This window comes from Vitreoscilla massiliensis (genome assembly GCF_001457815.1).
Taxonomy (GTDB): domain Bacteria; phylum Pseudomonadota; class Gammaproteobacteria; order Burkholderiales; family Neisseriaceae; genus Vitreoscilla; species Vitreoscilla massiliensis.
Map to the genome: position 1 here is coordinate 1,214,114 of NZ_LN898221.1, position 21,125 is coordinate 1,235,238.

The 21,125-nt window shown below is 49.9% G+C and carries 25 protein-coding genes and 1 tRNA gene; 23 read left to right on the top strand and 3 right to left on the bottom strand.

Going from position 1 to position 21,125, the window contains the following annotated elements:
- The first annotated feature begins 203 nt into the window (after positions 1–203).
- The 7 genes from BN3003_RS17200 (at position 204) to BN3003_RS17230 (ending at position 7,791) form a co-directional block, all read left to right on the top strand.
- Positions 204–1,154 (top strand): alpha/beta hydrolase, encoded by a 951-nt coding sequence (locus tag BN3003_RS17200; RefSeq protein ID WP_058357843.1) that lies wholly within the window; start codon positions 204–206, stop codon positions 1,152–1,154.
- A 200-nt stretch (positions 1,155–1,354) separates the two neighbouring features.
- A complete protein-coding gene (locus tag BN3003_RS17205) occupies positions 1,355–2,845 on the top strand; it encodes an FAD-linked oxidase C-terminal domain-containing protein (RefSeq protein ID WP_058357844.1) in 1,491 nt (496 codons plus the stop codon).
- A 21-nt stretch (positions 2,846–2,866) separates the two neighbouring features.
- On the top strand, positions 2,867–3,943 hold the full coding sequence (gene glcE / locus BN3003_RS17210; RefSeq protein WP_058357845.1) for a glycolate oxidase subunit GlcE: 1,077 nt from the start codon (positions 2,867–2,869) through the stop codon (positions 3,941–3,943).
- 36 nt (positions 3,944–3,979) lie between these two features.
- Complete coding sequence (glcF, locus tag BN3003_RS17215; RefSeq protein WP_058357846.1) at positions 3,980–5,209, top strand: glycolate oxidase subunit GlcF; 1,230 nt, start codon at positions 3,980–3,982, stop codon at positions 5,207–5,209.
- A 1-nt stretch (position 5,210) separates the two neighbouring features.
- Complete coding sequence (locus tag BN3003_RS17220) at positions 5,211–5,633, top strand: hypothetical protein (RefSeq protein WP_058357847.1); 423 nt, start codon at positions 5,211–5,213, stop codon at positions 5,631–5,633.
- A gap of 95 nt (positions 5,634–5,728) precedes the next feature.
- Complete coding sequence (locus BN3003_RS17225; protein WP_058357848.1) at positions 5,729–6,130, top strand: heme-binding protein; 402 nt, start codon at positions 5,729–5,731, stop codon at positions 6,128–6,130.
- 335 nt (positions 6,131–6,465) lie between these two features.
- Complete coding sequence (locus BN3003_RS17230; protein ID WP_058357849.1) at positions 6,466–7,791, top strand: GAF domain-containing sensor histidine kinase; 1,326 nt, start codon at positions 6,466–6,468, stop codon at positions 7,789–7,791.
- 128 nt (positions 7,792–7,919) lie between these two features.
- On the opposite strand, the gene BN3003_RS17235 is transcribed toward BN3003_RS17230, so the two are convergent.
- A tRNA-Glu gene (locus BN3003_RS17235) sits at positions 7,920–7,993 on the bottom strand.
- Between the two features lie 122 nt (positions 7,994–8,115).
- On the opposite strand from BN3003_RS17235, the gene surE reads away from it, so the two are divergent.
- From surE to iscX, 16 genes are all read left to right on the top strand, one after another.
- Positions 8,116–8,868 carry a 5'/3'-nucleotidase SurE gene (gene surE / locus BN3003_RS17240; RefSeq protein ID WP_058357850.1) on the top strand — a complete coding sequence of 251 codons (753 nt, stop codon included), beginning with the start codon at positions 8,116–8,118 and terminating at the stop codon, positions 8,866–8,868.
- Complete coding sequence (locus tag BN3003_RS17245) at positions 8,868–9,542, top strand: protein-L-isoaspartate(D-aspartate) O-methyltransferase (RefSeq protein ID WP_058357851.1); 675 nt, start codon at positions 8,868–8,870, stop codon at positions 9,540–9,542. The genes surE and BN3003_RS17245 overlap by 1 nt, the downstream gene beginning before the upstream one ends.
- 96 nt (positions 9,543–9,638) lie before the next feature.
- The gene (locus BN3003_RS17250) at positions 9,639–10,571 is read left to right on the top strand and encodes a peptidoglycan DD-metalloendopeptidase family protein (RefSeq protein ID WP_058357852.1); all 933 of its coding nucleotides are present in this window, start codon (positions 9,639–9,641) and stop codon (positions 10,569–10,571) included.
- Between the two features lie 83 nt (positions 10,572–10,654).
- Positions 10,655–11,557 (top strand): recombination-associated protein RdgC, encoded by a 903-nt coding sequence (locus BN3003_RS17255; RefSeq protein WP_058357853.1) that lies wholly within the window; start codon positions 10,655–10,657, stop codon positions 11,555–11,557.
- A gap of 10 nt (positions 11,558–11,567) precedes the next feature.
- The gene (dcd, locus tag BN3003_RS17260) at positions 11,568–12,134 is read left to right on the top strand and encodes a dCTP deaminase (protein WP_058357854.1); all 567 of its coding nucleotides are present in this window, start codon (positions 11,568–11,570) and stop codon (positions 12,132–12,134) included.
- A gap of 181 nt (positions 12,135–12,315) precedes the next feature.
- Positions 12,316–12,807, top strand: coding sequence for a glutathione peroxidase (locus BN3003_RS17265; RefSeq protein ID WP_058357855.1), 492 nt, complete (start codon positions 12,316–12,318; stop codon positions 12,805–12,807).
- 121 nt (positions 12,808–12,928) lie between these two features.
- Entirely contained in the window at positions 12,929–13,765 is an 837-nt protein-coding gene (gene serB / locus BN3003_RS17270; protein WP_058357856.1) for a phosphoserine phosphatase SerB, read from the top strand.
- A 90-nt stretch (positions 13,766–13,855) separates the two neighbouring features.
- The gene (locus BN3003_RS17275; RefSeq protein ID WP_058357857.1) at positions 13,856–14,305 is read left to right on the top strand and encodes a Fe-S cluster assembly transcription factor; all 450 of its coding nucleotides are present in this window, start codon (positions 13,856–13,858) and stop codon (positions 14,303–14,305) included.
- 11 nt (positions 14,306–14,316) lie between these two features.
- Positions 14,317–15,531: an IscS subfamily cysteine desulfurase gene (locus BN3003_RS17280; RefSeq protein WP_058357858.1), complete on the top strand. Its 1,215-nt coding sequence runs from the start codon at positions 14,317–14,319 to the stop codon at positions 15,529–15,531.
- 48 nt (positions 15,532–15,579) lie between these two features.
- Entirely contained in the window at positions 15,580–15,966 is a 387-nt protein-coding gene (gene iscU / locus BN3003_RS17285) for a Fe-S cluster assembly scaffold IscU (protein WP_058357859.1), read from the top strand.
- Between the two features lie 80 nt (positions 15,967–16,046).
- Positions 16,047–16,367 carry an iron-sulfur cluster assembly protein IscA gene (gene iscA, locus BN3003_RS17290; protein WP_058357860.1) on the top strand — a complete coding sequence of 107 codons (321 nt, stop codon included), beginning with the start codon at positions 16,047–16,049 and terminating at the stop codon, positions 16,365–16,367.
- A gap of 28 nt (positions 16,368–16,395) precedes the next feature.
- Complete coding sequence (hscB, locus tag BN3003_RS17295) at positions 16,396–16,896, top strand: Fe-S protein assembly co-chaperone HscB (RefSeq protein ID WP_058357861.1); 501 nt, start codon at positions 16,396–16,398, stop codon at positions 16,894–16,896.
- Between the two features lie 22 nt (positions 16,897–16,918).
- Complete coding sequence (gene hscA, locus BN3003_RS17300; RefSeq protein ID WP_058357862.1) at positions 16,919–18,769, top strand: Fe-S protein assembly chaperone HscA; 1,851 nt, start codon at positions 16,919–16,921, stop codon at positions 18,767–18,769.
- A 17-nt stretch (positions 18,770–18,786) separates the two neighbouring features.
- A complete protein-coding gene (locus BN3003_RS17305) occupies positions 18,787–19,023 on the top strand; it encodes a hypothetical protein (protein WP_058357863.1) in 237 nt (78 codons plus the stop codon).
- An 8-nt stretch (positions 19,024–19,031) separates the two neighbouring features.
- Positions 19,032–19,370 carry an ISC system 2Fe-2S type ferredoxin gene (gene fdx / locus BN3003_RS17310; protein ID WP_058357864.1) on the top strand — a complete coding sequence of 113 codons (339 nt, stop codon included), beginning with the start codon at positions 19,032–19,034 and terminating at the stop codon, positions 19,368–19,370.
- 26 nt (positions 19,371–19,396) lie between these two features.
- Complete coding sequence (gene iscX / locus BN3003_RS17315) at positions 19,397–19,591, top strand: Fe-S cluster assembly protein IscX (RefSeq protein WP_058357865.1); 195 nt, start codon at positions 19,397–19,399, stop codon at positions 19,589–19,591.
- A gap of 69 nt (positions 19,592–19,660) precedes the next feature.
- Here iscX and BN3003_RS17320 read toward each other — a convergent pair whose 3' ends face one another.
- Both BN3003_RS17320 and BN3003_RS17325 read right to left on the bottom strand, forming a co-directional pair.
- Positions 19,661–20,431 carry a PhnD/SsuA/transferrin family substrate-binding protein gene (locus tag BN3003_RS17320; RefSeq protein WP_058357866.1) on the bottom strand — a complete coding sequence of 257 codons (771 nt, stop codon included), beginning with the start codon at positions 20,429–20,431 and terminating at the stop codon, positions 19,661–19,663.
- Entirely contained in the window at positions 20,428–20,934 is a 507-nt protein-coding gene (locus BN3003_RS17325; RefSeq protein WP_199822608.1) for a PAS domain-containing protein, read from the bottom strand. The genes BN3003_RS17320 and BN3003_RS17325 overlap by 4 nt, the downstream gene beginning before the upstream one ends.
- Positions 20,935–21,125: the final 191 nt, after the last annotated feature.

The following is a 21,125-nucleotide window of genomic DNA, read 5'->3' on the forward strand; positions in this document are numbered from 1 at the left end:
TTCAATATATACCATCAGGGTATATCTGCTATGGCAATTTACAGGCCGCATCCACACAAGCGGCCTGTAAACATTTCAAAAAGCGAAATCAATTACAAATAAATGTTCCAGTTTTCCGAACAAATTCATGAAATAAGCGTAACACAAGACAAATGATGCCGTGCTTGTTAGACTGGTCGTCTACACAGCAAAAGAGCACGGCCATGACAGAGACCGCGGTAAAGCCCACCATACAAGCGTATTTGGACATACTCAATCACAAAATCCTGCCCAAGCTGTTGGCTGAAGGCTTTAAGCCCAACATCATCAATGCCCGCGAAGCCTTGGCCAATGTCACCAAAACCTTGGTGACCAAAACAGTCGATTGCGCCAAAATCTGGGACGATACCTTAGACACGCAGCCTTATGCCGTGCCCGTGCGCATTTACCATCCACATCCCGAACAAGTGTTGCCGGTATTGATTTACTTTCATGGCGGCGGTGGCTCGGTTGGCAGCGTTACCGTGTACGACCCGATTTTGCGCCGTTTGGCCAATGCCACCTCGCACATCGTCATCGCCGCCGAATACCGTCTCGCACCTGAAAACCCCTATCCTGCTGGCCAAACCGATGCGCTCAATACCGTCAAGCATTTCAAACAAGTGCTGGAAGCGCGCGGCATAGACTACCAAAACCGCATCAGCATCGGCGGCGACAGCGCCGGCGGTGCCATCTGCAGCAATTTGGTGCGCCAATTGGATTTACAACAATACCCATTGGCGGCGCAGGTGTTAATCTACCCGTCGGTCGATTTTTGCATGGGCTCAGATTCGGTCCAGCAATTTGCCAGCGGCTATTTTTTAACCGCCGAACGCATGCGCTGGTATTTCGAGCGCTATTTTCAAAATGGCGAAGACTATTGCCAAATGTCGGCTTTGCATGCTGAAATTAACCCCTTAACGCCACCGACCTTAATCTTCACTGCTGGCTTCGACCCTTTGCGCGATGAAGCATGGGCATATGCGCAGAAATTACAGGCCGCTGCTGTTAAGGTAGAACACAAACAGTTTGATGACTTAATCCACGCCTACTTGAATTTGGAAGATTTGTGCGCTGAAGATTGCGCCGCCACTTACGCGCAAATTGGGGCGTTTTTGAATCGACCCATGCCTTAAGTTTTAAGGACACTTGCCCGCTTGCGGGTTTTTTGGTCATCACCATGAAATTGGTCTGACCAATAAAAATAACAACAATAATGCTATTGTGCTTTGATTATTAAGCAACTGTCTTGTAAGTACAGAAACAAAACCGATTGCTGACTTGACCACCAAACGGCCAACAGCATCAATCCCTCACAATAAGGTTTAGAAAAACCATGGAACAAACCCAGAGAAACCGATTAAGCAGCGCCGAGCGCGATGCATTGCAACAAAACCTCAAGCAAACGTGGCAAGACATGTATGTGTTGACCAAGCCGGAAGAAATCATTCCATACGAATGCGATGGCTTGGCCGCTTACCGCGAAATCCCATTGGCGGTGGTTTTGCCTGAAACTGAGGAACAGGTGCAGCGCGTGCTCAAGACGTGCAAGCAATTGAACATTCCGGTGGTGCCGCGCGGTGCCGGCACAGGTTTGGCTGGCTCGGCCATGCCGATACCTGATGGCGTGGTCTTGTCCATGGCCAAGTTCAACCGCATTTTGGAAGTGAACCAACAAGCGCGCACTGCCACGGTACAACCGGGCGTGCGCAATTTGGCCATCTCCGAAGCGGCGGCGCAATACCAATTGTATTACGCTCCCGATCCCTCCAGCCAAATCGCCTGCACCATAGGCGGCAATGTGGCGGAAAACTCAGGCGGTGTGCACTGTTTGAAATATGGTTTGACGGTGAACAATGTGCTGAAAGTGCGCGCCATCACCATAGACGGCGACATTGTTGAATTCGGCTCACGTGCTCCCGATGCACCGGGCTTGGATTTATTGGGTGTGTTAATCGGCTCGGAAGGCATGTTCTGCGTGACCACCGAGGTGGTGGTGAAGCTGGTGCCCAAGCCACAATTGGCGCAAGTGATTATGGCCTCGTTTGATGACATGGGCAAAGCCGGCGACGCGGTTGCAGCGGTGATTGCTGCGGGCATCATCCCTGCCGGTTTGGAAATGATGGATGGCCCTGCCACACAAGCGGCGGAAGACTTTTTGCACGCTGGCTACGACACCAGCGCCAAAGCGATTTTGCTGTGCGAGTCGGATGGCACACCTGAAGAAGTGGCCGAAGAAATTGCCCACATGGAAGCGGTGTTGAATGGCTGCGGTGCCACGCGCATCCAAGTATCGCGCAATGAAATCGAGCGTTTGGTATTCTGGTCTGGCCGCAAAAATGCCTTCCCTGCTGCTGGTCGTTTGTCACCCGATTACTATTGCATGGACGGCACCATTCCACGCCGTTCTATCGGCTCGCTGTTGCGCTCAATCGAAGAAATGGAACGCAAATACCAATTGCGCTGCATCAATGTGTTCCACGCTGGCGACGGCAATATGCACCCATTGGTGTTGTTCGATGGTCAAGACCAAGACGAATGGCACCGCGCCGAAGCGTTTGGCGCCGACATCTTGGAAGAATGCGTGCGCTTGGGCGGCACGGTAACTGGCGAACACGGGGTGGGCATCGAAAAAATCAATTCGATGTGTGTGCAATTCACCGAATTAGAGCGCGATGCGTTCTGGAGCGTGAAATTTGCCTTCGACCCCACGGGCTTGCTCAATTTCGACAAAGCCATTCCCACCCGCAACCGCTGCGCCGAGTATGGCAAGTTGGTGGTGCGCCGTGGCGAAACCTTGCCCCATCCTGAATTAAGCCGTTTTTAAGCAGCCTGAAAGACTCACAACATGCAAAACGAATTCAACCATTTACGCGAACAAATCTTACAGGCCGCATCTCAAGGCACGCGCTTGACCATACAAGGCGGTGGCAGCAAGGCTTTTTACGGTGAACAAGTTGCCACCGAGCACATTTTGGACACCAATGCTTACAGCGGCATCGTCGAATACGATGCGCCCGAATTGGTAATTACCGCCCGTTGCGGCACACCTTTATTGGAAATCGAAGTCGCCTTGGCCGAAAAAGGCCAAATGTTGGCATTTGAGCCACCGCATTTTGGCAAACACGCCACCATAGGCGGCGCAGTGGCTGCTGGCTTGGCTGGCCCACGCCGTCCTCATGCTGGCGCGGTGCGCGACTTTATCTTGGGCACCAAATTGCTCAATGGCAAAGGCGAACATTTGGAGTTTGGCGGCCAAGTAATGAAAAACGTCGCCGGTTACGATGTGTCGCGCTTGCTCACTGGCTCGATGGGCACTTTGGGCGTGTTGACTGAAGTGTCGCTGAAAGTGCTGCCGCGCCCAGTGGCCAGCAAAACCGTGGTGTTTGATTACGATGTCCACACTGCTTTGAAACAATTGAACGCGTGGATGGGCCGCCCATTGCCGATTTCAGGCACTTTGTGGCAAGACGGCCATTTGTATGTGCGCTTCAGCGGCGCGCGTGCGGCAGTGGATTACGCCATTGAAGTATTGGGTTGTACCTTGGTCGACGAAGACTTTGCCGCGACATTGTGGGCAGACTTGCGCGAGCAACAATTGCCCTTCTTCAGCGAACGCAAAGACAGTCAAACGCTGTGGCGCATCGCCGTACCCGATACCGCGCCGTATTTTGATTTGGGCGGCTCGCAAATCATTGAATGGGGCGGCAGCTTGCGCTGGGTCGCTACCCAAACCGATGCCCAAACCGTGCGCGATTTGACCGCACGCCATGGCGGCCATGCCACTGCTTTCCGTGGCGCTCAAGCAGACGTGCCTGTGTTCACCCCAGCAGAGCGCGCTCATTTGGCGATACAACAGCGCTTAAAAGACGCTTTCGACCCTGCGCACATATTCAATATCGGTCGTCTGTACCCACAATATTAAGCGGCCTGTAAAAGATAAAAACGAAGAGAACACCCCATGCAAACGACTTTAGCAGATTTCATTAAAGACACCGAGCAAGGCAAAATTGCCGCCTCGATTTTGCGCAAATGCGTGCATTGCGGCTTTTGTACCGCTACCTGCCCCACTTACCAATTGTTGCAAGACGAATTGGATGGCCCACGCGGGCGCATTTACCAAATCAAACAAGTCTTGGAAGGCACACCCGCCACGCCGAGCGTGCAATTGCATTTGGACCGTTGCTTGACTTGCCGCAGTTGCGAAACCACCTGCCCATCGGGCGTGGAATACGGCAAATTGATTGAAATCGGCCGCGAAGTGGTGGAACAACAATTGCCACGCCAAGGCGCTGACAAATTAAAGCGTCAGGCTTTGTTCAAACTCACCACCTCACCCAAAGCCTTCAATACCGCATACAAGGCCGGACAAATGTTCCGCTCGGTTTTGCCAGCCACTTTGCAAAAAAAGGTCATGGCCAAACAAGTATTGAAGCCGGTAAACGTCAGCAGCCACAGCCGTAAAATGCTGATGCTCGAAGGCTGTGTGCAGCCGTCTATGTCACCCAACATCAACCACGCCACCTTGCGTGTGTTAGACAAATTGGGCATAGAACTGGTGCGTCCCGCGGGTGCCGGCTGTTGCGGTGCCATTCATTTGCACAACCAAATGCACGACGATGGTTTGAATGACATGCGCCGCAATATTGACGCATGGTGGCCAGCAATAGAAGCCGGTGCCGAAGCCATTTTAATCAATGCCTCAGGTTGCGGCAGCACGGTGAAAGAATACGGCTTCCATTTGCAAAACGATGCTCGGTACGCTCAAAAAGCGCAGCGCATCAGCGAATTGGCCAAAGACATCGTGGAAATTCTCATTGGCGAAACCGAAGGCTTAAAAGCCTTGTTCAGCCAAGCACCAAGCGCGGCCACTTTGGCCTACCACCCTCCGTGCTCATTGCAACACGGCCAAAAACTCGGTGGCAAAGTCGAAACGCTGTTGTCAGGTTTGGGCTATCCCGTCTTGCTGCCGAAAGACAGCCATTTGTGCTGTGGTTCTGCCGGCACCTATTCTTTCTTGCAACCTGAGCTTTCAGGCCGCTTATTGCAAAACAAAGTCAACAATCTGGAAGCCTTGCAACCGAAAGCCGTGCTCTCAGGCAATATTGGTTGTATCGCCCACATCGGCAGCGGCACCGACATACCGGTGATGCACTGGATTGAATACTTAGACCAACAATTGGGTCTCTGAGATGAAGCTATTTTGGGCTTTGGTGTTGGTGGCTGTGGGCGCAGCCGTCAGTGCGTGCGCGCCCACACAAACACCCACCCAAAGCGCGGTTTCCACACCACAAGTGGATGAAGGCGCTTACAAAGCCCAATTCGACCAAAATTTTCAGCAATCGTGTTATGCCGGTTTTGAAAACAGCTTTGTCGAACAAAACATTGCTGCCAATGACGCAGATTTACAGGCCGCACAAAACGTGTGTGCCTGCATCGCTTACAACTTAGTCAATAACAACAGCGCCGCACAATTGCAAAGCCTAGAGAGTATGAGCGCCAGTGCCGCGCAAGAAGTCACCCAACCCTTGGTGGATTCTTGCAGCGAGCAAGTGTGGTCACACATGAACGCCGCTTCCGCACCGAACAGTGTCAGTGCGGCCAGTGGCAACTGACAAAAATTGTCAGCGTCATATTTAAATTACATAAGAGCATTTCAGATACGCTGATTATGCCTTCCCTTCCCATCTGTACATAAAGGATGCACATTATGCAAACCAAAGCCATTTTAGGTGAACAAGAAATCCAAGCCATGTTGCAAGCAGCAACTGCCAAAGCCAAAGAAAATCAATGGCAGGTGGCCATCGCCATCGTTGACGACGGCGGTCATTTATTGGGCTTTAGCCGCTTGGACGGTTGCGCACCCGTAGCAGCCCACATTGCCTTGGAAAAAGCCAAATCTGCGGCTTTGGGTCGTCGCGAAACCAAGGGTTACGAAGACATGATTAACGGTGGTCGTACCGCATTTGTATCAGCGCCGCTACAAGGTTTGTTAGAAGGCGGCGTTCCAGTTGTCATAAATGGTCAGGTATGTGGCGCGGTTGGTGTGTCTGGTTTGGCCAAAGAATTGGATGCCGAATTGGCAAAAGCAGCGGTAAACGCTATTATTTAAGATGATATTGACCCAAGTCAAAACGCCATCTCTTTAAGACGGTTTTGATTTGGGTTTATTAACAAAAGGCCGATGCCTACTGGATGATTTAAAGTATCTGTTAAAAACTTTCACTCTATTTACATATACATAAAAAGACAGAATTTATAATTCAGCTCCAACTCTAAGCCAGAAAAATTCCCTGCTCATATGGGTATTTACATGCAAGAAGCCTGCCAAAATCACTGATTTGCATCGAAACATTTTTGCTAAAAAAATGCAAAAAACGGTATCCTAAAGACGCAAAAAATCATCATAATATTACATCCGAATAGCACAGACAGAATGTGGATACCATGTCAGACCACCTCGCTCGTTATCCAGAATACAACCAAATCATCCAAGCGGTTTTGAAAGCGGATGCCTTGTTGTCTGGACAAAAAGAAGTCTTGGAACTGCTAGCAAAAAGAGCGCCACTTTTTCAAGTGTTGCACCGATTGGTATCCATCGTGGAAGAACAATACGATGGCACCTTCTGCTCTATTTTGTTGGTAGACAATGTCAACAAAACATTTAAAGCAGGCGTACGGGTAGAGTACGAAAAAAACTACAGCGAAGAAGAAACCGGCGTTTCCATCTTGCCGCCTTATATGGGACCGTGTTGTATGGCGTCGCATTTGCATGAGCCTGTTTTGGTTGCCGACATTGCCAACGATGCGCGCTGGCAAGCGCCGTGGCGCGATTGGGCCTTGAGCAATGATTTGCAGTCGTGCCGCTCGCAACCGATTTTCTCGTCTACTGGCGAGGTATTGGGCACGTTTGCGATGTACCACAAAAAATACGCTGACCCGACTTCGGCCAATTTGTACCAAATTGAAGTGACCTCGCACATTGCCGGTATTGCGATTGAGCGCAAAATGATTGAGCAAGCAGAATTGCTGAAAATCGAAGAAGAGCGCCGCTTGAATGCGGAATTAACCCAAGCGGTGAAATTGCGCGATGAGTTTTTGTCGATTGCCTCACATGAATTGAGCTCGCCACTGGCCTTGCTCAAAATGCAGACCGAATTGCACAAGGAAATGCTGGAAGAAGGCGAATTGACGCACGACGATATGGTGCAATTGTTTGACAACCATGCCACACGTTTGGACAAGGTCATCGCAGCAGTGCGTACCATGCTCGACTCTTCCAGCGCTTCTGCTGGCAAATTGGAATTGCGTTACCACGATTTTGATTTGGCCGATTTGCTCAAAGATGTGGTGCAACGCCTCAAGCCTTTGGTGGAAAAAGCCGGTACCCACATTAGCTTACAGGCCGATACCTCGATTTATGGGCAATGGGACCAATTCAAAATTGAGCAAGTGTTTACCAATTTGATTACCAACAGCATCAAATATGGTGAGCACAAACCCATCAGTATCCGCTTGACTTCAGACCAAGGCATCGCGCACTTGGAAGTGCAAGACCAAGGCATAGGCATCGCCCCAGAAGACCATGGCAAAATCTTTGAGCGCTATGAGCGCGTGGTGCCAACGGGCAACAAAGCTTCTGGTTTGGGTTTGGGTTTGCACATCGTTAAAGAAATCGTCGTCGCCCACCAAGGCACCATCCATGTGGAAAGTGATATCGGTTCGGGTTCCAAATTCATTGTGGAATTGCCGATACACGCCATGGCGATATAAGTCTGATTATTGTTATATTCATATTAAAAAGCGGCCTGTAAACATTTACAGGCCGCTTTTCTGCGTGTTTTTCTTACATGGCATCATTGGAAATCTTATCTGTTTCTTTTTTACTCTTCAAGAGGGAGCACGCCCACAGGGATTCGAACCCCGGTTGCCACTTTGAAGAAGTGGTGTCCTTGGCCAGCTAGACGATGAGCGCGACAGAAGATGACTGTGTTACAGCGCGCCAAGATAAACCAAAGCCTGTTGGCTGTCAAACACCCTGCCCCTTTCAGAAATATTAAAAATCGGTACAATAGCCAGCACAGGGGAATCAACACAATGAATATTTTAATTTGCAACGATGATGGCTATTTGGCACAAGGGATACGCACCTTAGCCAAAGTCACCGCCGAATTCGCCAATGTGCGTGTGGTCGCACCCGAACGTGACCGCAGCGCCGTCAGCAACTCACTCACACTAGACCGACCTTTGAGCATACGCCAAGCCGACAACGGCTTTTATTATGTCAATGGCACACCCACCGATTGCGTTCACTTAGGTTTGTATGCCATGCCTGATTTTGTACCCGACATGGTGTTCTCAGGCATCAATCACGGCGCCAATATGGGCGACGATACTTTGTATTCTGGCACGGTTGCCGCCGCCACCGAAGCCTACTTGCTTGGCATCCCCGCGGTCGCCTTTTCCTTGCATGATAAATCTGGCCGCTATTTTCACACCGCGGAAAAAGTGCTGTGGCAAGTGGCCGAGTATTTTTCCAAAAACCCACCCACGCAGCCCTTGCTGTGGAATGTGAACATTCCCAAAGTGGAACCGGAAGAACTCAAAGGCTTTAAAGTCACCCGCTTGGGTCGACGCCACCACATGCAATGCATCGTGCCAGCTGAAAACCCGCGTGGCCAACCGGTGTATTGGATAGGTTTACCAGGTGAAGCCGCCGACAATGAAGCCGGTACCGATTTTGCCGCCAGCGCCGAAGGCTATGTCACGGTAACGCCGCTGTCTTTGGACTTAACTGCGTACAATCAAATGGCCGATGTGGGCAAAGCCATACAATCATGGAGTCTGTGATGCCTCGCAGCGGCCATTGGCAAGGCTTTGACTGGCGACGCGAACGCATGGTGCACCGCTTAGAGCACATGGGCATACACAACCCTGCGGTTTTGCATGCCATGGCCAGCATTCCACGCCATTTGTTTGTGGAAGAAGCCTTGCGCTCACGCGCTTACGATGAAACCGCCCTGCCCATCGGTTTGGCCCAAACCATTTCCCAACCGTATACCGTCGCCATCATGACGCAATTGCTGCTGGCTGCCGGCAAAACTGGCCAAGAGAAAGTCTTGGAAATTGGCACTGGCAGCGGCTATCAAACCGCGGTGTTGCAACACATTTATGGCAACAATGTGTACTCAATAGAGCGCATTTTTGAATTGCATCAATTGGCCAAAAAACAATTGCGCAGCGTGGGTGCGAGTTTGGTGCGTTTGGCTTACGACGATGGCTATGCGGGTTTACCGCACGAGGCGCCGTTTGACCGCATCATCGTTACCGCCGCCGCACCCGAATTGCCATTGGCATTATTGCAACAATTAGCGATCGGTGGGCGCATGGTGTTGCCACTGGAAGAAGCCAATGGTGTGCAATACCTGTGGCTGATTGAAAAAACCCCACAAGGCTTTCATGAAACTTGCGTACAAGAAGCCAATTTCGTGCCGCTGATTAATGAGCAAGACGAAGAATTTTAAACCATGTAAAATAGCCGCTGTTTAAATGTCAGCGGCTGTGATTTAGCACTATACTGCTATTGAACCCCCATTCCAACTAACAAAGGTTATGCACAGATGCAACAATCGACGCTATTGAAAACTGGTTTGTTGACCATCGCCATCATGACTGTGGCGGCCTGTAACAATTTCAAACAACCCGCTGCTTCTGTAGAAAATGGCACCAGTTCCGGTACTGGCCAAGTGGTAACCAGCACCATTCCAGATAACAATCCCTATGGCACTGGCCCGATTACCGATAGCACCAATCCTTATACCCCACCTGTTACCTCTACCCCAAGCACGGGCACTTATGTCGGCAATTATGCGCCTGTGGACATCAATGCCATCTACCATACAGTGGCATCGGGTGACACGGTGTACAATATCACCAAACGCTATGGCATCAGCCAAGACCAATTGCGTGGTTGGAACAATATGGCCGACAACAATGTGCGTTTGGGCACGCGTTTGCGCGTGAAGTCGCCTGATTATGTGGCCAGCAACACCAGCAGCACGACCTCGACTTACACACCACCGGTAACCACAGTGGTGACCACACCACCTGTGCAAACGTCGACCACCACCACAACAACAAGCACCACCAGCAGCACTGCCAGTACCAGCAGCTCAGGCACACGCAGCGTCGGTGGCATCACTTGGATGCGCCCAACCACAGGTTCGGTGATTACCCAATTCAACGCCACCAATAAAGGCATTGATATTGCTGGTAACGCAGGCCAACCGGTGTTGGCCGCCGCCGATGGTAAAGTCGTGTACAGCGGCAGCGATTTGCGTGGCTATGGCAATTTGATCATCGTGCAACACAACACCACTTTCTTAACCGCTTACGGCCACAACCAAAGCCTGTTGGTAAAAGAAAATGACACGGTAAAACGCGGTCAAACCATTGCTTATATGGGCAATACCCATACCGATCGCAACAAATTGCATTTTGAATTGCGCCAAAACGGCAAGCCTGTGAATCCGTTGGATTACATTCCTAACTAAACATGTAAGCGGCCTGTAAAGCTTACAGGCCGCTTTTTTGTATTCAATATCGCCTGCGTGCGATATTTTTATTTGAGGCTATTATGTGGTTTAAACAAGTCAGCTTTTTCGTATTACCCCAAGACGCCGCATTGAATTTAGAAGACATGCAAACCAAATTGGAAGAAGCCCGTTTCAAACCTTGCCAAGGCTTGGATTGGAAAAGCGAAGGCTTTGCCCGTGCCGTACCCTTTCGTGAAGACTTGGTATTCAATGCCCAAGACAGCTGGCGCTTGAGCCTGCGCCAAGAAGACAAAGTCTTGCCAGCCAGCGTGATTCGCGAAATCTTGGATGAAAAAGTGGCCGAAATCCAAGCCACCGACGGTCGCAATGTCGGCCGCAAAGAAAAAATGGAATTGAAAGAGCAAATCACCGACGATTTATTGCCGCGTGCATTCACCCGTTCGCGTTACAGCGAAGCGATTATCGATGTGCCCGGCCAATTGTTATTGGTCAACCAAAGCAACAGCAACAAATCAGAAAACTTCGTCAGCCAATTGCGCCAAGCCTTGGGCGGCTTGCCTGCCAGTTTGCCACGCACCGCAGAATCGCCTACTACGTTGATGACCGCTTGGTTAGAGCAAAGCGAAGCGGCGGGCAATTTTGAATTGGACAGCGATTGCGAGCTCAAAGGCGTGGGCGATGTGGCTCCGGTGATTAAAATCAGCAAACAAGACTTGGCCGCCGACGAAGTCAAACAACACTTAGAACATGGTAAAATCTGCACCCAATTGGGTCTGATTTGGAATGAGCAAGTGCGTTTTGTATTGAATGAAGACTTGAGCTTAAAGCGCATTCAGTATTTGGACATGTTGCAAGAAGAAGCTGCGAATCAAGGCGACGACATGGAAAGCCTGATGACGGCCACCCAAATCATCATGACCCAAAACCTGAGTTTGTTAATCCATGAACTAATTGAACACTTGGGCGGCTTACAAGCGGCCTGAAAGAGACACTATGAGCATAAAATCCGACAAATGGATACGCCGCATGAGCGAAGAGCACGGCATGATTTCTCCATTTGAACCCAATCAAATCAAGCAATTAAATGGCGAAAAAATCATTTCTTATGGCACGTCCAGTTATGGTTATGACATACGCTGTGCGCGCGAATTTAAGATTTTCACCAACATCAATTCCACCATTGTTGACCCGAAAAACTTCGACACCCGCAATTTTGTTGAAATCGAAGACGATTACTGCATCATTCCACCGAATTCATTTGCATTGGCGCGCACCGTGGAATATTTCCGCATTCCGCGCAATGTGTTGACCGTGTGTTTGGGCAAATCGACGTATGCCCGCTGCGGCATCATCGTGAACGTGACTCCGTTTGAGCCAGAATGGGAAGGCTATGTGACTTTGGAATTTTCCAATACCACGCCTTTACCGGCAAAAATTTACGCCAACGAAGGCGTGGCGCAAGTTTTGTTTTTTGAGAGCGACGAAGACTGCGAAACCTCGTACAAAGACAGAAATGGCAAGTATATGGGCCAAGTTGGCGTGACGCTTCCTAAGGCTTAACTCTAATTTTATTTACCTGCGTTTGCAATTTAATGCTGTATTTTTGCAGGAAAATAGGTAGAATGGTTTCTGCAAATGTTTCCTCCTGAATATTTTGCATTATTCCCTTATTTTGAATTGATATTCAAACGCTGTATTGGCTATTCCCCTTGCCGTACAGCGTATTTTTTTGGAGGAAAGCATGAGCGTCTATTCCCATACACTCAACAGTTTGACTGGCGAATCCTTGGCTCTGAGCCAATTTCAAGGTCAAGCCTTGTTGTTGTTTAATTCTGCCAGCCACTGCGGCTTTACCCCACAATTGGCTCAATTTGAGTATTTACAAAAGCAATATGCATGCCAAGGTTTGCAGATTATCGGCTTCCCCTGCAATCAATTCAAACAGCAAAAACCTGATTCTAATCAAGAAATTTCTGAGTTTTGCCAAATAAACTACGGTGTTTCATTCTTAATGACTGAAAAAATCGAGGTCAATGGCCCGCATACCCATCCCTTGTGGCGAGAACTCAAAGCCGCCCGCCCCGGCGTTTTGGGCACGCAGCGCATCAAATGGAATTTCACCAAATTTTTGGTTGCTCCAGATGGCAGCATCGTCAAACGCGCCGCGCCTTACACCTCACCCTTAAAATTAATCAACGACATTGAACGCCTCTTAAGCCAAATAAAACCTTGAATCTTGGCCGTGATAAGCGGCCTGTAAACCCTGTGTGCACACCTGGGCAACTAATTCGGCCACAATCAAGCTCAAGCCTCGGTTTTATGGCAAAATAGGCCTTTTATTTGCGGCGAAGATTATGGCAGTTTTGGTATTGCAACACCCTGAGCTTACTCAATTGAATTGGCAAGCATGGGCCGATGTTTTTACACCCCCAACATCACCTTCATCTGTGTGGCGTTTGCCCGTAGCCGATGGTTTTGCCTTGAGCGCAGAACAAGACCAATTCTTGGCACAGCACCAAGTTGATGCGGTAATCATGCCGGATGTGGCGTTTGGCGATTTGGGTTTGATTATCAGCGACATGGATTCCACCCTCATTACCATTGAATGTATAGATGAAATCGCGGCTGGCAATGGTTTGAAAGAACAAGTCGCAGCCATTACCGAGCGCTCTATGGCTGGCGAATTGGATTTTGCGTCCTCTTTGCGCGAACGCGTGGCCTTGCTGCAAGGCTTGCCTGAAACCGAATTGGCTTATGTGTACGACCATGTATTGCAATTGACCCAAGGTGCTGAAACCTTAATTGCGGCCTGTAAACAATATGGCGTGAAATTCATGCTGGTTTCAGGTGGTTTTACCTATTTTACCGAGCGTTTAAAAGCCCAATTGGGTTTGGACTATGCGTATGCCAACGAATTGGAAATCATCGATGGTAAGCTCACCGGCAAACTTACAGGCCGCATGATAGATGCTCAGGCCAAAGCCGATTTGTTGCAGCAACATGCGCAAGAATTGGGCATCCCCTTATCCCAAACCTTGGCCATGGGCGATGGTGCCAACGACATCCCGATGATACAAGCAGCATGCTTTGGTGTGGCCTTCCATGCCAAGCCCAAAACCCGTGCTGTGGCAGACATTTGCATCAACTACGGTGGCTTGGATGCCATCTACCACTGCTTCGCTCATAAATAAATTTTATCATGCGTATTTAGCAACGACTTAATAGTTGACTGAATTAGTCGGAAATAAGATAATGTTCACATATTCAAGCAGGAAAGACGTATGCGACTAACCACTAAAGGGCGATTTGCGGTTTCAGCGATGCTCGATTTGGCCTTACACGACCAAGACGGCGCCGTGAGCCTGACCGCCATCAGTGAGCGCCAACACATCTCCCTCGCTTACTTGGAACAGTTGTTTGTGAAATTGCGCCGTGCCCAATTGGTCAAATCCATCCGCGGCCCTGGTGGTGGTTATGTGTTAAACCACCCCACCGACAGCATCAATATCGCCAATATTGTCAATGCGGTCGAAGACGGTTTGGATGCAACCCAATGCGGCGGCAAAGGCAATTGCCATGGTGATGCACCGTGTATGACCCACAGCTTGTGGGAAAACCTCAACAAAACCATAGACGATTACCTCAGCAACATCTGTTTAGACGATTTAGTAAAACAACAATACGCACCTCAGGAACACACGGTACGTTTTAACGAACCCACCATTAGTTAAAGAGAAAAATCATGGCTGTTCAAATCCCTGTATATTTAGACAATGCTGCCACCACCCGCGTGGACCCGCGTGTCGCTGAAAAAATGATTCCTTATTTGTCAGAAATTTACGGCAATCCAGCCAGCTCTAGCCATGCTTTTGGTTGGGTCGCTGAAGAAGCAGTTGAAACCGCGCGCGGTCACATTGCCGATTTATTGCACGCAGACAGCAAAGAAATCATTTTCACCTCGGGTGCGTCAGAATCAGACAACTTGGCCATCAAAGGTGCAGCCAATTTCTACCAAAGCAAAGGCAAACACCTCATCACGGTGAAAACCGAACACAAAGCCGTGCTCGACACCATGCGTGAATTGGAACGCCAAGGCTTTGAAGTGACTTACTTGGACGTACAAGAAAACGGCTTGATTGACTTGGAAGTGTTGAAAGCCGCTTTGCGCGACGACACCATCTTGGTATCGGTGATGTGGGTCAACAATGAAATCGGTGTGATTCAAGACATCGACGCCATCGGCGAAATCTGTCGCGAACGTGGCATAGTATTCCATGTGGACGCAGCACAAGCGGCCGGTAAAGTTGAAATCGATGTCACCAAAACCAAAGTTGATTTAATCAGCTTGTCAGCCCACAAAATCTACGGTCCTAAAGGCATCGGTGCTTTGTATGTGCGCCGCAAACCACGCATCCGCTTAGAAGCGCAAATGCACGGTGGTGGCCATGAACGCGGTTTCCGCAGCGGCACTTTGGCCTCTCACCAAATCGTGGGCATGGGCGAAGCTTTCCGCATCGCCAAAGAAGAAATGGCTGCTGAAAACGAACGCTTGTTGGGCTTGCGCAACCGCTTCTTAGAATTGATTGATGGCATTGAAGAAGTGTACATCAATGGCGACATGGAACACCGTTATGTCGGCAATCTGAACATCAGCTTCAACTTTGTTGAAGGCGAAAGCCTGATCATGGCAGTGAAAGAATTGGCAGTTTCCAGCGGCTCGGCGTGCACTTCTGCCAGCTTGGAACCTTCTTATGTCTTGCGCGCTTTGGGTCGCAACGATGAATTGGCTCACAGTTCATTGCGCATCACTTTCGGTCGCTTCACCACCATGGAAGAAGTCGAATACGCCGCCAATTTGCTCAAATCCAAAATTGGCAAATTGCGCGATTTGTCCCCATTGTGGGAAATGCACCAAGAAGGCATAGACTTGTCTACCGTGCAATGGGCAGAACACTAATTAACCTCATATTTTAGAGCAGCCCACGCTGCTCCCTAGGAGTACAACATGGCATACAGCGACAAAGTAATTGATCATTACGAAAATCCCCGCAACGTCGGTTCTTTTGACAAAGGTGACGACAGTGTCGGCACTGGCATGGTCGGCGCCCCTGCGTGTGGCGACGTGATGAAATTGCAAATCAAAGTCAGCGACACTGGCGTGATTGAAGATGCAAAATTCAAAACCTATGGCTGTGGCTCTGCCATCGCTTCTTCGTCTTTGATTACCGAATGGGTTAAAGGCAAGACTTTGGACGAAGCTTTGGCAATTAAAAACAGCGAAATCGCTGAAGAATTGGCTTTGCCACCCGTAAAAATTCACTGCTCTATTTTGGCTGAAGATGCCATCAAAGCGGCTGTGAGCGATTACAAAACCAAACACGGCGACAAATAAGACGCCTTACAGGCCGCATGTATCAATTCAGATGCGGCCTGTAAACCCTATCCTGTTTGAAGCAATACCAAGGATGCAACATGATTACCATTACTGAACGTGCCGCAACGCACATCCAAAACTTCTTGAACAACCGTGGCAAAGGCGAAGGCATACGCTTGGGCGTGCGCACCAGTGGTTGCTCGGGCATGGCTTACACTTTGGAATTTGCAGATGGTGCTTTGCCAGAAGACATGGTGTTTGAAGGCTTTGGCGTGAAGGTATTTGTGGACCCGAAAAGCCATGTGTATTTGGACGGCACCGAGCTCGACTACACCAAAGAAGGCTTGCAAGAAGGCTTTAAATTTGCCAATCCCAATGTCAAAGACGAATGTGGTTGTGGCGAAAGCTTTCACGTTTAAGCACAGCTAAGGTTTCAGGACGCCTGTTATGGCCATAGATTATTTTAAAATTTTTGCATTACCCAAATCTTATCCGTTAGATGCGGCAGTACTGGAACAAAGCTACCGCCGTTTATCGACCCAATACCATCCCGATAAAACAGCGCATTTGTCCGCTTTTGAACAAAAGCAAGCGGTGATGCTGTCGGCCACCATCAATGAAGCCTATCGCGTCCTCAAGTCTCCGCTAGACCGCGCTGCCTACTTATTGCAAGAACAAGGCATCAAAGCCGATGCGCCTGAAAACACGCATTTCGCGCCGGCTTTTTTAATGCAGCAAATGCAATGGCGTGAAGACTTAGAAGATGCCGGACATGATGAACAAGCCTTATTGGCATTGAATCGACAAATAGTGGTCGCCCGCGATGCCTTACAGGCCGCATTAAACCAAGACTTTGCTGATGAAAAATGGGAAGAAGCCGCCAATCACGTGCGTGAAGGCCGTTTCATTCACAAATTATTGCAACAAATCAAGCAAGCCTTACCTTAATCCTTTCAGACAGAACACTCTCATGGCTTTATTACAAATCGCCGAACCTGGCATGTCAGCAGCGCCACACCAACACCGTTTGGCTGTGGGCATAGACTTAGGCACCACCAACAGCTTGGTCGCTACCGTACAAAGCGGCAGCGCTCGTTGTTTACCCGATGAACACGGTCGGGTGACTTTGCCCTCGGTGGTGCGTTATGGCCAAGAGGTTGAAGTCGGTTTTGATGCCTTAAAAGCCCAAAAAATCGACCCACTCAATACCATCAGTTCGGCCAAACGCTTAATCGGTCGCCAAATCGGCGACTTGAATCGCAGCCAATGGTCGTACCGCTTCACCGACAACGACAAAATCATCGAATTGCAAACGCGCATGGGCTTAAAAACCCCGATAGAAGTGTCGGCCGAAATCCTCAAAGCCTTAAAAGCCCGCGCTGAAAACAGCTTGGGTGGCAGCTTGACCGGCGCCGTCATCACCGTGCCGGCGTATTTCGACGATGCCCAACGCCAAGCCACCAAAGATGCAGCGCGCTTGGCCGGTTTGAACGTGTTGCGTTTGCTCAATGAGCCTACCGCAGCGGCCATCGCCTATGGTCTCGACAACCGTGCTGAAGGCACGTTTGTGGTGTTTGACTTGGGCGGCGGTACGTTTGACGTGTCAATTTTGCGTTTGGAACAAGGTTTGTTCCAAGTCTTGTCTACCGGCGGCAACAGCGCCTTGGGTGGCGACGATTTCGACCACCGCTTGTATTGCTGGTTGCTTGAGCATGAAAAACTGTCGGCACTGAGCGAACAAGACAGCCAATTGCTGTTGAGCTTGGTGCGCGCGGCCAAACAAGAATTGACCAACAATGCCAGCACCACTTTGCGCGCGGTCTTGTCCGACGGTCGCGAAGTGGAAAGCAACATCACGCGCGAACTGTTCCAGCAATTGACGCAACACTTGGTGATGAAAACCATAGACCCCGTCAAACAAGCGATGCGTGACGCGGATGTCAGCAAAGCCGATATTGGCGGCGTCATCATGGTTGGCGGCGCCACACGCATGCCGCATGTGCAGCAAGCGGTGGCGACTTTCTTTGGTCAAACCCCGTTGAACAATTTGAATCCGGATGAAGTGGTGGCCTTGGGCGCTGCCATCCAAGCCAATGTCCTCGCTGGTAACAAAGCCGACGATGAATGGTTGTTATTGGATGTCACACCTTTGTCTTTGGGCTTGGAAACTTATGGCGGCTTGGTCGAAAAAGTCATTCCGCGCAATTCCACCATCCCAACGGCGATGGCACAAGAATTCACTACCTTTAAAGACGGCCAAACCGCGATGGCCATTCATGTGGTACAAGGCGAACGCGAATTGGTGGCCGATTGCCGCTCACTCGCCCGCTTCACCTTGCGTGGCATTCCGCCTATGGTGGCCGGTGCGGCGCGCATCCGCGTGACCTTCCAAGTCGATGCCGATGGCTTGTTATCCGTGTCGGCACAAGAACAAACCACCGGCGTACAGGCCGCCATTGAAGTAAAACCTTCCTACGGCTTGGACGACACCACCATCACGCAAATGCTCAAAGACTCAATGCAATTCGCGCAAGAAGACATGGCACAGCGTGCGCGCCAAGAAGCGGTGGTGGAAGCAGAAAGCATTATTGCGGCGGTGAGCGGCGCTTTGGAGAGCGATGGTGATTTGCTCAGCACCGCCGAACGCGCCGACATCGATGTGGTATTAAAACGCTTGCAACAGCAAATCGTGCAAGGCGATGCCGCCAGCATCCGCGCCAGTGTGGAAGCCTTAAACCATGCCACCGATGGCTTTGCCGCCGCCCGCATGGACCGCAACATCCAACGCGCCTTAACCGGCCAAAACATTGCCGATATTTAAGAGAAAGCGGCCTGTAAATGCCTTTGACTCCCGACCAAGTGACTGAAATGTTGGCTTTGCCTTATGTGGGCAAAACCGTCATCCAACGCCTGCAAGAAGTGGGCTTGGATGATGTGGCCGTGCTGGCCGACAGCGACAGCACCGAGGTCTTGGAGCTCATCGCCACGCATTTGCGCAGCAGCTGCTGGAAAAACAGCCCACAAGCCAAGCAATCCATCGCCAACATCATTGCTTGGGCAAAACAATACCCATAAGGATTTATATGCCAAAAATTACTGTGTTGCCTCATCCAGTATTGTGCCCCAATGGCGCGGAAATTACCGATGCACCTGTAGGACAAACCATTTGTGACGTGCTTTTAGACCACCATGTAGACATCGACCATGCGTGCGAAAAATCTTGCGCCTGCACCACGTGCCATGTGGTCATCAAACAAGGTTTTAACAGCTTGGAAGACGCCACCGATTTAGAAGAAGATTTACTCGATCAGGCTTGGGGCTTAACCCCAACTTCACGTTTGAGCTGCCAAGCGCGTGTGGCCGATGTGGATTTGGTTGTAGAATTACCGAAATACACCATCAACCACGCCCGCGAACATTAAGCGGCCTGTAAGCAAAGGAACACTCGATGAAATGGACAGACACCTTACGCATCGCCGAAGACTTGGTCGATAGCCATCCAGACATAGATCCCAGCACCATACGCTTTACCCAATTGCGCCAATTGGTGTTGGACTTGCCTGAGTTTGACGACGTGCCAGAACGCTGTGGTGAAAAAATCCTCGAAGCCATCCAACAAGCGTGGATAGACGAGCAAGAGTAAATAAAAACGTGCCCTAAAAGGCACGTTTTTTTGATGCTGCAAATCAGGGCAATCGCCCCAAGCTGCTTTTTAAATCTGCAAGGTATCGACCAAATCGATCAAATAATCAATGTCGGCATTGTCCTCCAGCACATGCCATTTGTGGATGTTGATGTCTTGCAACAAGCGCTGCTGGCCGCTGCCATTGATGAGGTTTAATTCTGATTTCAATCCTGCCACCAAATGTTGGTATTGCGGCGACAGCAACAACACATGGCTCAAACCCTCGACATCGTCTTTCATGGTTTGCACCAACGGTCGCATGCTGTTGCGCAGCGTCGCACTCCAACCCTCATAAATGTCAGTAGGCACAAACGCCAAATCCACTTCCGCATTCATCAATTGCTTGGCCGCCAGCAAATGGCTTTGGGTGCTGGAAAGCACCAATTCCTCATCGTTGACATTGGCCGCCTCCAACAAAATCAAACCCAAATGCTTCACCTCAGGGCTGTCAGCACAGGCGATGCGGTTTTGCCTGCCCTCCATGTCTTCAATGTGTTGGTAAGTGGCATCGTTGCGGCACAACACCACAATTTCGGTGACATCGCTCTCCGGCCTTGCCAAGGCGATAAAGCCTTTTTGCAACACCAAATAACTGCAATCGGAGGCACTGGCAAAAATCATGTCCACCTGCTCTTGCTCCAAGCCGGCGCGCAATTCCCCGAAATTGGCATAAGACGAAATGTCCATGCTCACATCGACCTGCTTTTGCAAATGGCGCAAAAAGATGTGCCACCCCGCCAAAAACTCAGGATGGATGTCGGGCGCAATCGACACGCGCAGGTTTGCCGTCACCATCATGCCACCCCATCGCGTTTAAAAGCCTCGATGCGGGCAATGGTTTCATTAACCTTAGAACGGGCGGGCTTGCGCCGCACCGAGGTGTAAGCCACCACGCGGCCATTGCGAAAATTCGGGTTAACCGATGCATACACCCAGTAATAACGGCCATCTTTGCGCAAGTTTTTCACATAGCCAAACCAAGACTTGCCGCTTTGGATGGTGCCCCACAAATCGCCAAACACGGCACTGGGTATGTCTGGATGGCGCAAAATGCACTGCGGTGCGCCGATTAATTCCTCACGCTCATAACCTGAAATATCAATAAAGGCTTGGTTGGCATGGGTAATGACGCCGTTTAAGTCGGTGCGCGACACGATCATGCGCCCATCGGGATAGGCCACTTCGTCGTCCACGGTGTACAAGCGACGTTGTTGGCCATCAGAAAAATGATGCAAATACTGCTTAGGTTCATGCGTCGTGGCCAAATCGGCTTCCGACATATCCTTCCATATATATGACATGATTTATCTCCTTGGTATGGATTATTTTTGGCTTTATAGCTCTTATCCATTACATTTCTATGTCATTGATTAGAGTAGAACTTTACTCCATTCCACCCATCTCCTCCTCGTGAACATCCCATAGGCGTCACGCTGATAAGAATGACAAATAGTTGATAAATTTTATTAACCTAGCTCAAACATTTGGCATA

What these genes read in the sequence shown, in the direction of transcription:
- BN3003_RS17200 (WP_058357843.1), top strand. Translation starts at nt 204, where the DNA reads ATGACAGAGACCGCGGTAAAGCCCACCATACAAGCGTATTTGGACATA.
- BN3003_RS17205 (WP_058357844.1), top strand. Translation starts at nt 1,355, where the DNA reads ATGGAACAAACCCAGAGAAACCGATTAAGCAGCGCCGAGCGCGATGCA.
- glcE (WP_058357845.1), top strand. Translation starts at nt 2,867, where the DNA reads ATGCAAAACGAATTCAACCATTTACGCGAACAAATCTTACAGGCCGCA.
- glcF (WP_058357846.1), top strand. Translation starts at nt 3,980, where the DNA reads ATGCAAACGACTTTAGCAGATTTCATTAAAGACACCGAGCAAGGCAAA.
- BN3003_RS17220 (WP_058357847.1), top strand. Translation starts at nt 5,211, where the DNA reads ATGAAGCTATTTTGGGCTTTGGTGTTGGTGGCTGTGGGCGCAGCCGTC.
- BN3003_RS17225 (WP_058357848.1), top strand. Translation starts at nt 5,729, where the DNA reads ATGCAAACCAAAGCCATTTTAGGTGAACAAGAAATCCAAGCCATGTTG.
- BN3003_RS17230 (WP_058357849.1), top strand. Translation starts at nt 6,466, where the DNA reads ATGTCAGACCACCTCGCTCGTTATCCAGAATACAACCAAATCATCCAA.
- surE (WP_058357850.1), top strand. Translation starts at nt 8,116, where the DNA reads ATGAATATTTTAATTTGCAACGATGATGGCTATTTGGCACAAGGGATA.
- BN3003_RS17245 (WP_058357851.1), top strand. Translation starts at nt 8,868, where the DNA reads ATGCCTCGCAGCGGCCATTGGCAAGGCTTTGACTGGCGACGCGAACGC.
- BN3003_RS17250 (WP_058357852.1), top strand. Translation starts at nt 9,639, where the DNA reads ATGCAACAATCGACGCTATTGAAAACTGGTTTGTTGACCATCGCCATC.
- BN3003_RS17255 (WP_058357853.1), top strand. Translation starts at nt 10,655, where the DNA reads ATGTGGTTTAAACAAGTCAGCTTTTTCGTATTACCCCAAGACGCCGCA.
- dcd (WP_058357854.1), top strand. Translation starts at nt 11,568, where the DNA reads ATGAGCATAAAATCCGACAAATGGATACGCCGCATGAGCGAAGAGCAC.
- BN3003_RS17265 (WP_058357855.1), top strand. Translation starts at nt 12,316, where the DNA reads ATGAGCGTCTATTCCCATACACTCAACAGTTTGACTGGCGAATCCTTG.
- serB (WP_058357856.1), top strand. Translation starts at nt 12,929, where the DNA reads ATGGCAGTTTTGGTATTGCAACACCCTGAGCTTACTCAATTGAATTGG.
- BN3003_RS17275 (WP_058357857.1), top strand. Translation starts at nt 13,856, where the DNA reads ATGCGACTAACCACTAAAGGGCGATTTGCGGTTTCAGCGATGCTCGAT.
- BN3003_RS17280 (WP_058357858.1), top strand. Translation starts at nt 14,317, where the DNA reads ATGGCTGTTCAAATCCCTGTATATTTAGACAATGCTGCCACCACCCGC.
- iscU (WP_058357859.1), top strand. Translation starts at nt 15,580, where the DNA reads ATGGCATACAGCGACAAAGTAATTGATCATTACGAAAATCCCCGCAAC.
- iscA (WP_058357860.1), top strand. Translation starts at nt 16,047, where the DNA reads ATGATTACCATTACTGAACGTGCCGCAACGCACATCCAAAACTTCTTG.
- hscB (WP_058357861.1), top strand. Translation starts at nt 16,396, where the DNA reads ATGGCCATAGATTATTTTAAAATTTTTGCATTACCCAAATCTTATCCG.
- hscA (WP_058357862.1), top strand. Translation starts at nt 16,919, where the DNA reads ATGGCTTTATTACAAATCGCCGAACCTGGCATGTCAGCAGCGCCACAC.
- BN3003_RS17305 (WP_058357863.1), top strand. Translation starts at nt 18,787, where the DNA reads ATGCCTTTGACTCCCGACCAAGTGACTGAAATGTTGGCTTTGCCTTAT.
- fdx (WP_058357864.1), top strand. Translation starts at nt 19,032, where the DNA reads ATGCCAAAAATTACTGTGTTGCCTCATCCAGTATTGTGCCCCAATGGC.
- iscX (WP_058357865.1), top strand. Translation starts at nt 19,397, where the DNA reads ATGAAATGGACAGACACCTTACGCATCGCCGAAGACTTGGTCGATAGC.
- BN3003_RS17320 (WP_058357866.1), bottom strand. Translation starts at nt 20,431, where the DNA reads ATGATGGTGACGGCAAACCTGCGCGTGTCGATTGCGCCCGACATCCAT.
- BN3003_RS17325 (WP_199822608.1), bottom strand. Translation starts at nt 20,934, where the DNA reads ATGTCATATATATGGAAGGATATGTCGGAAGCCGATTTGGCCACGACG.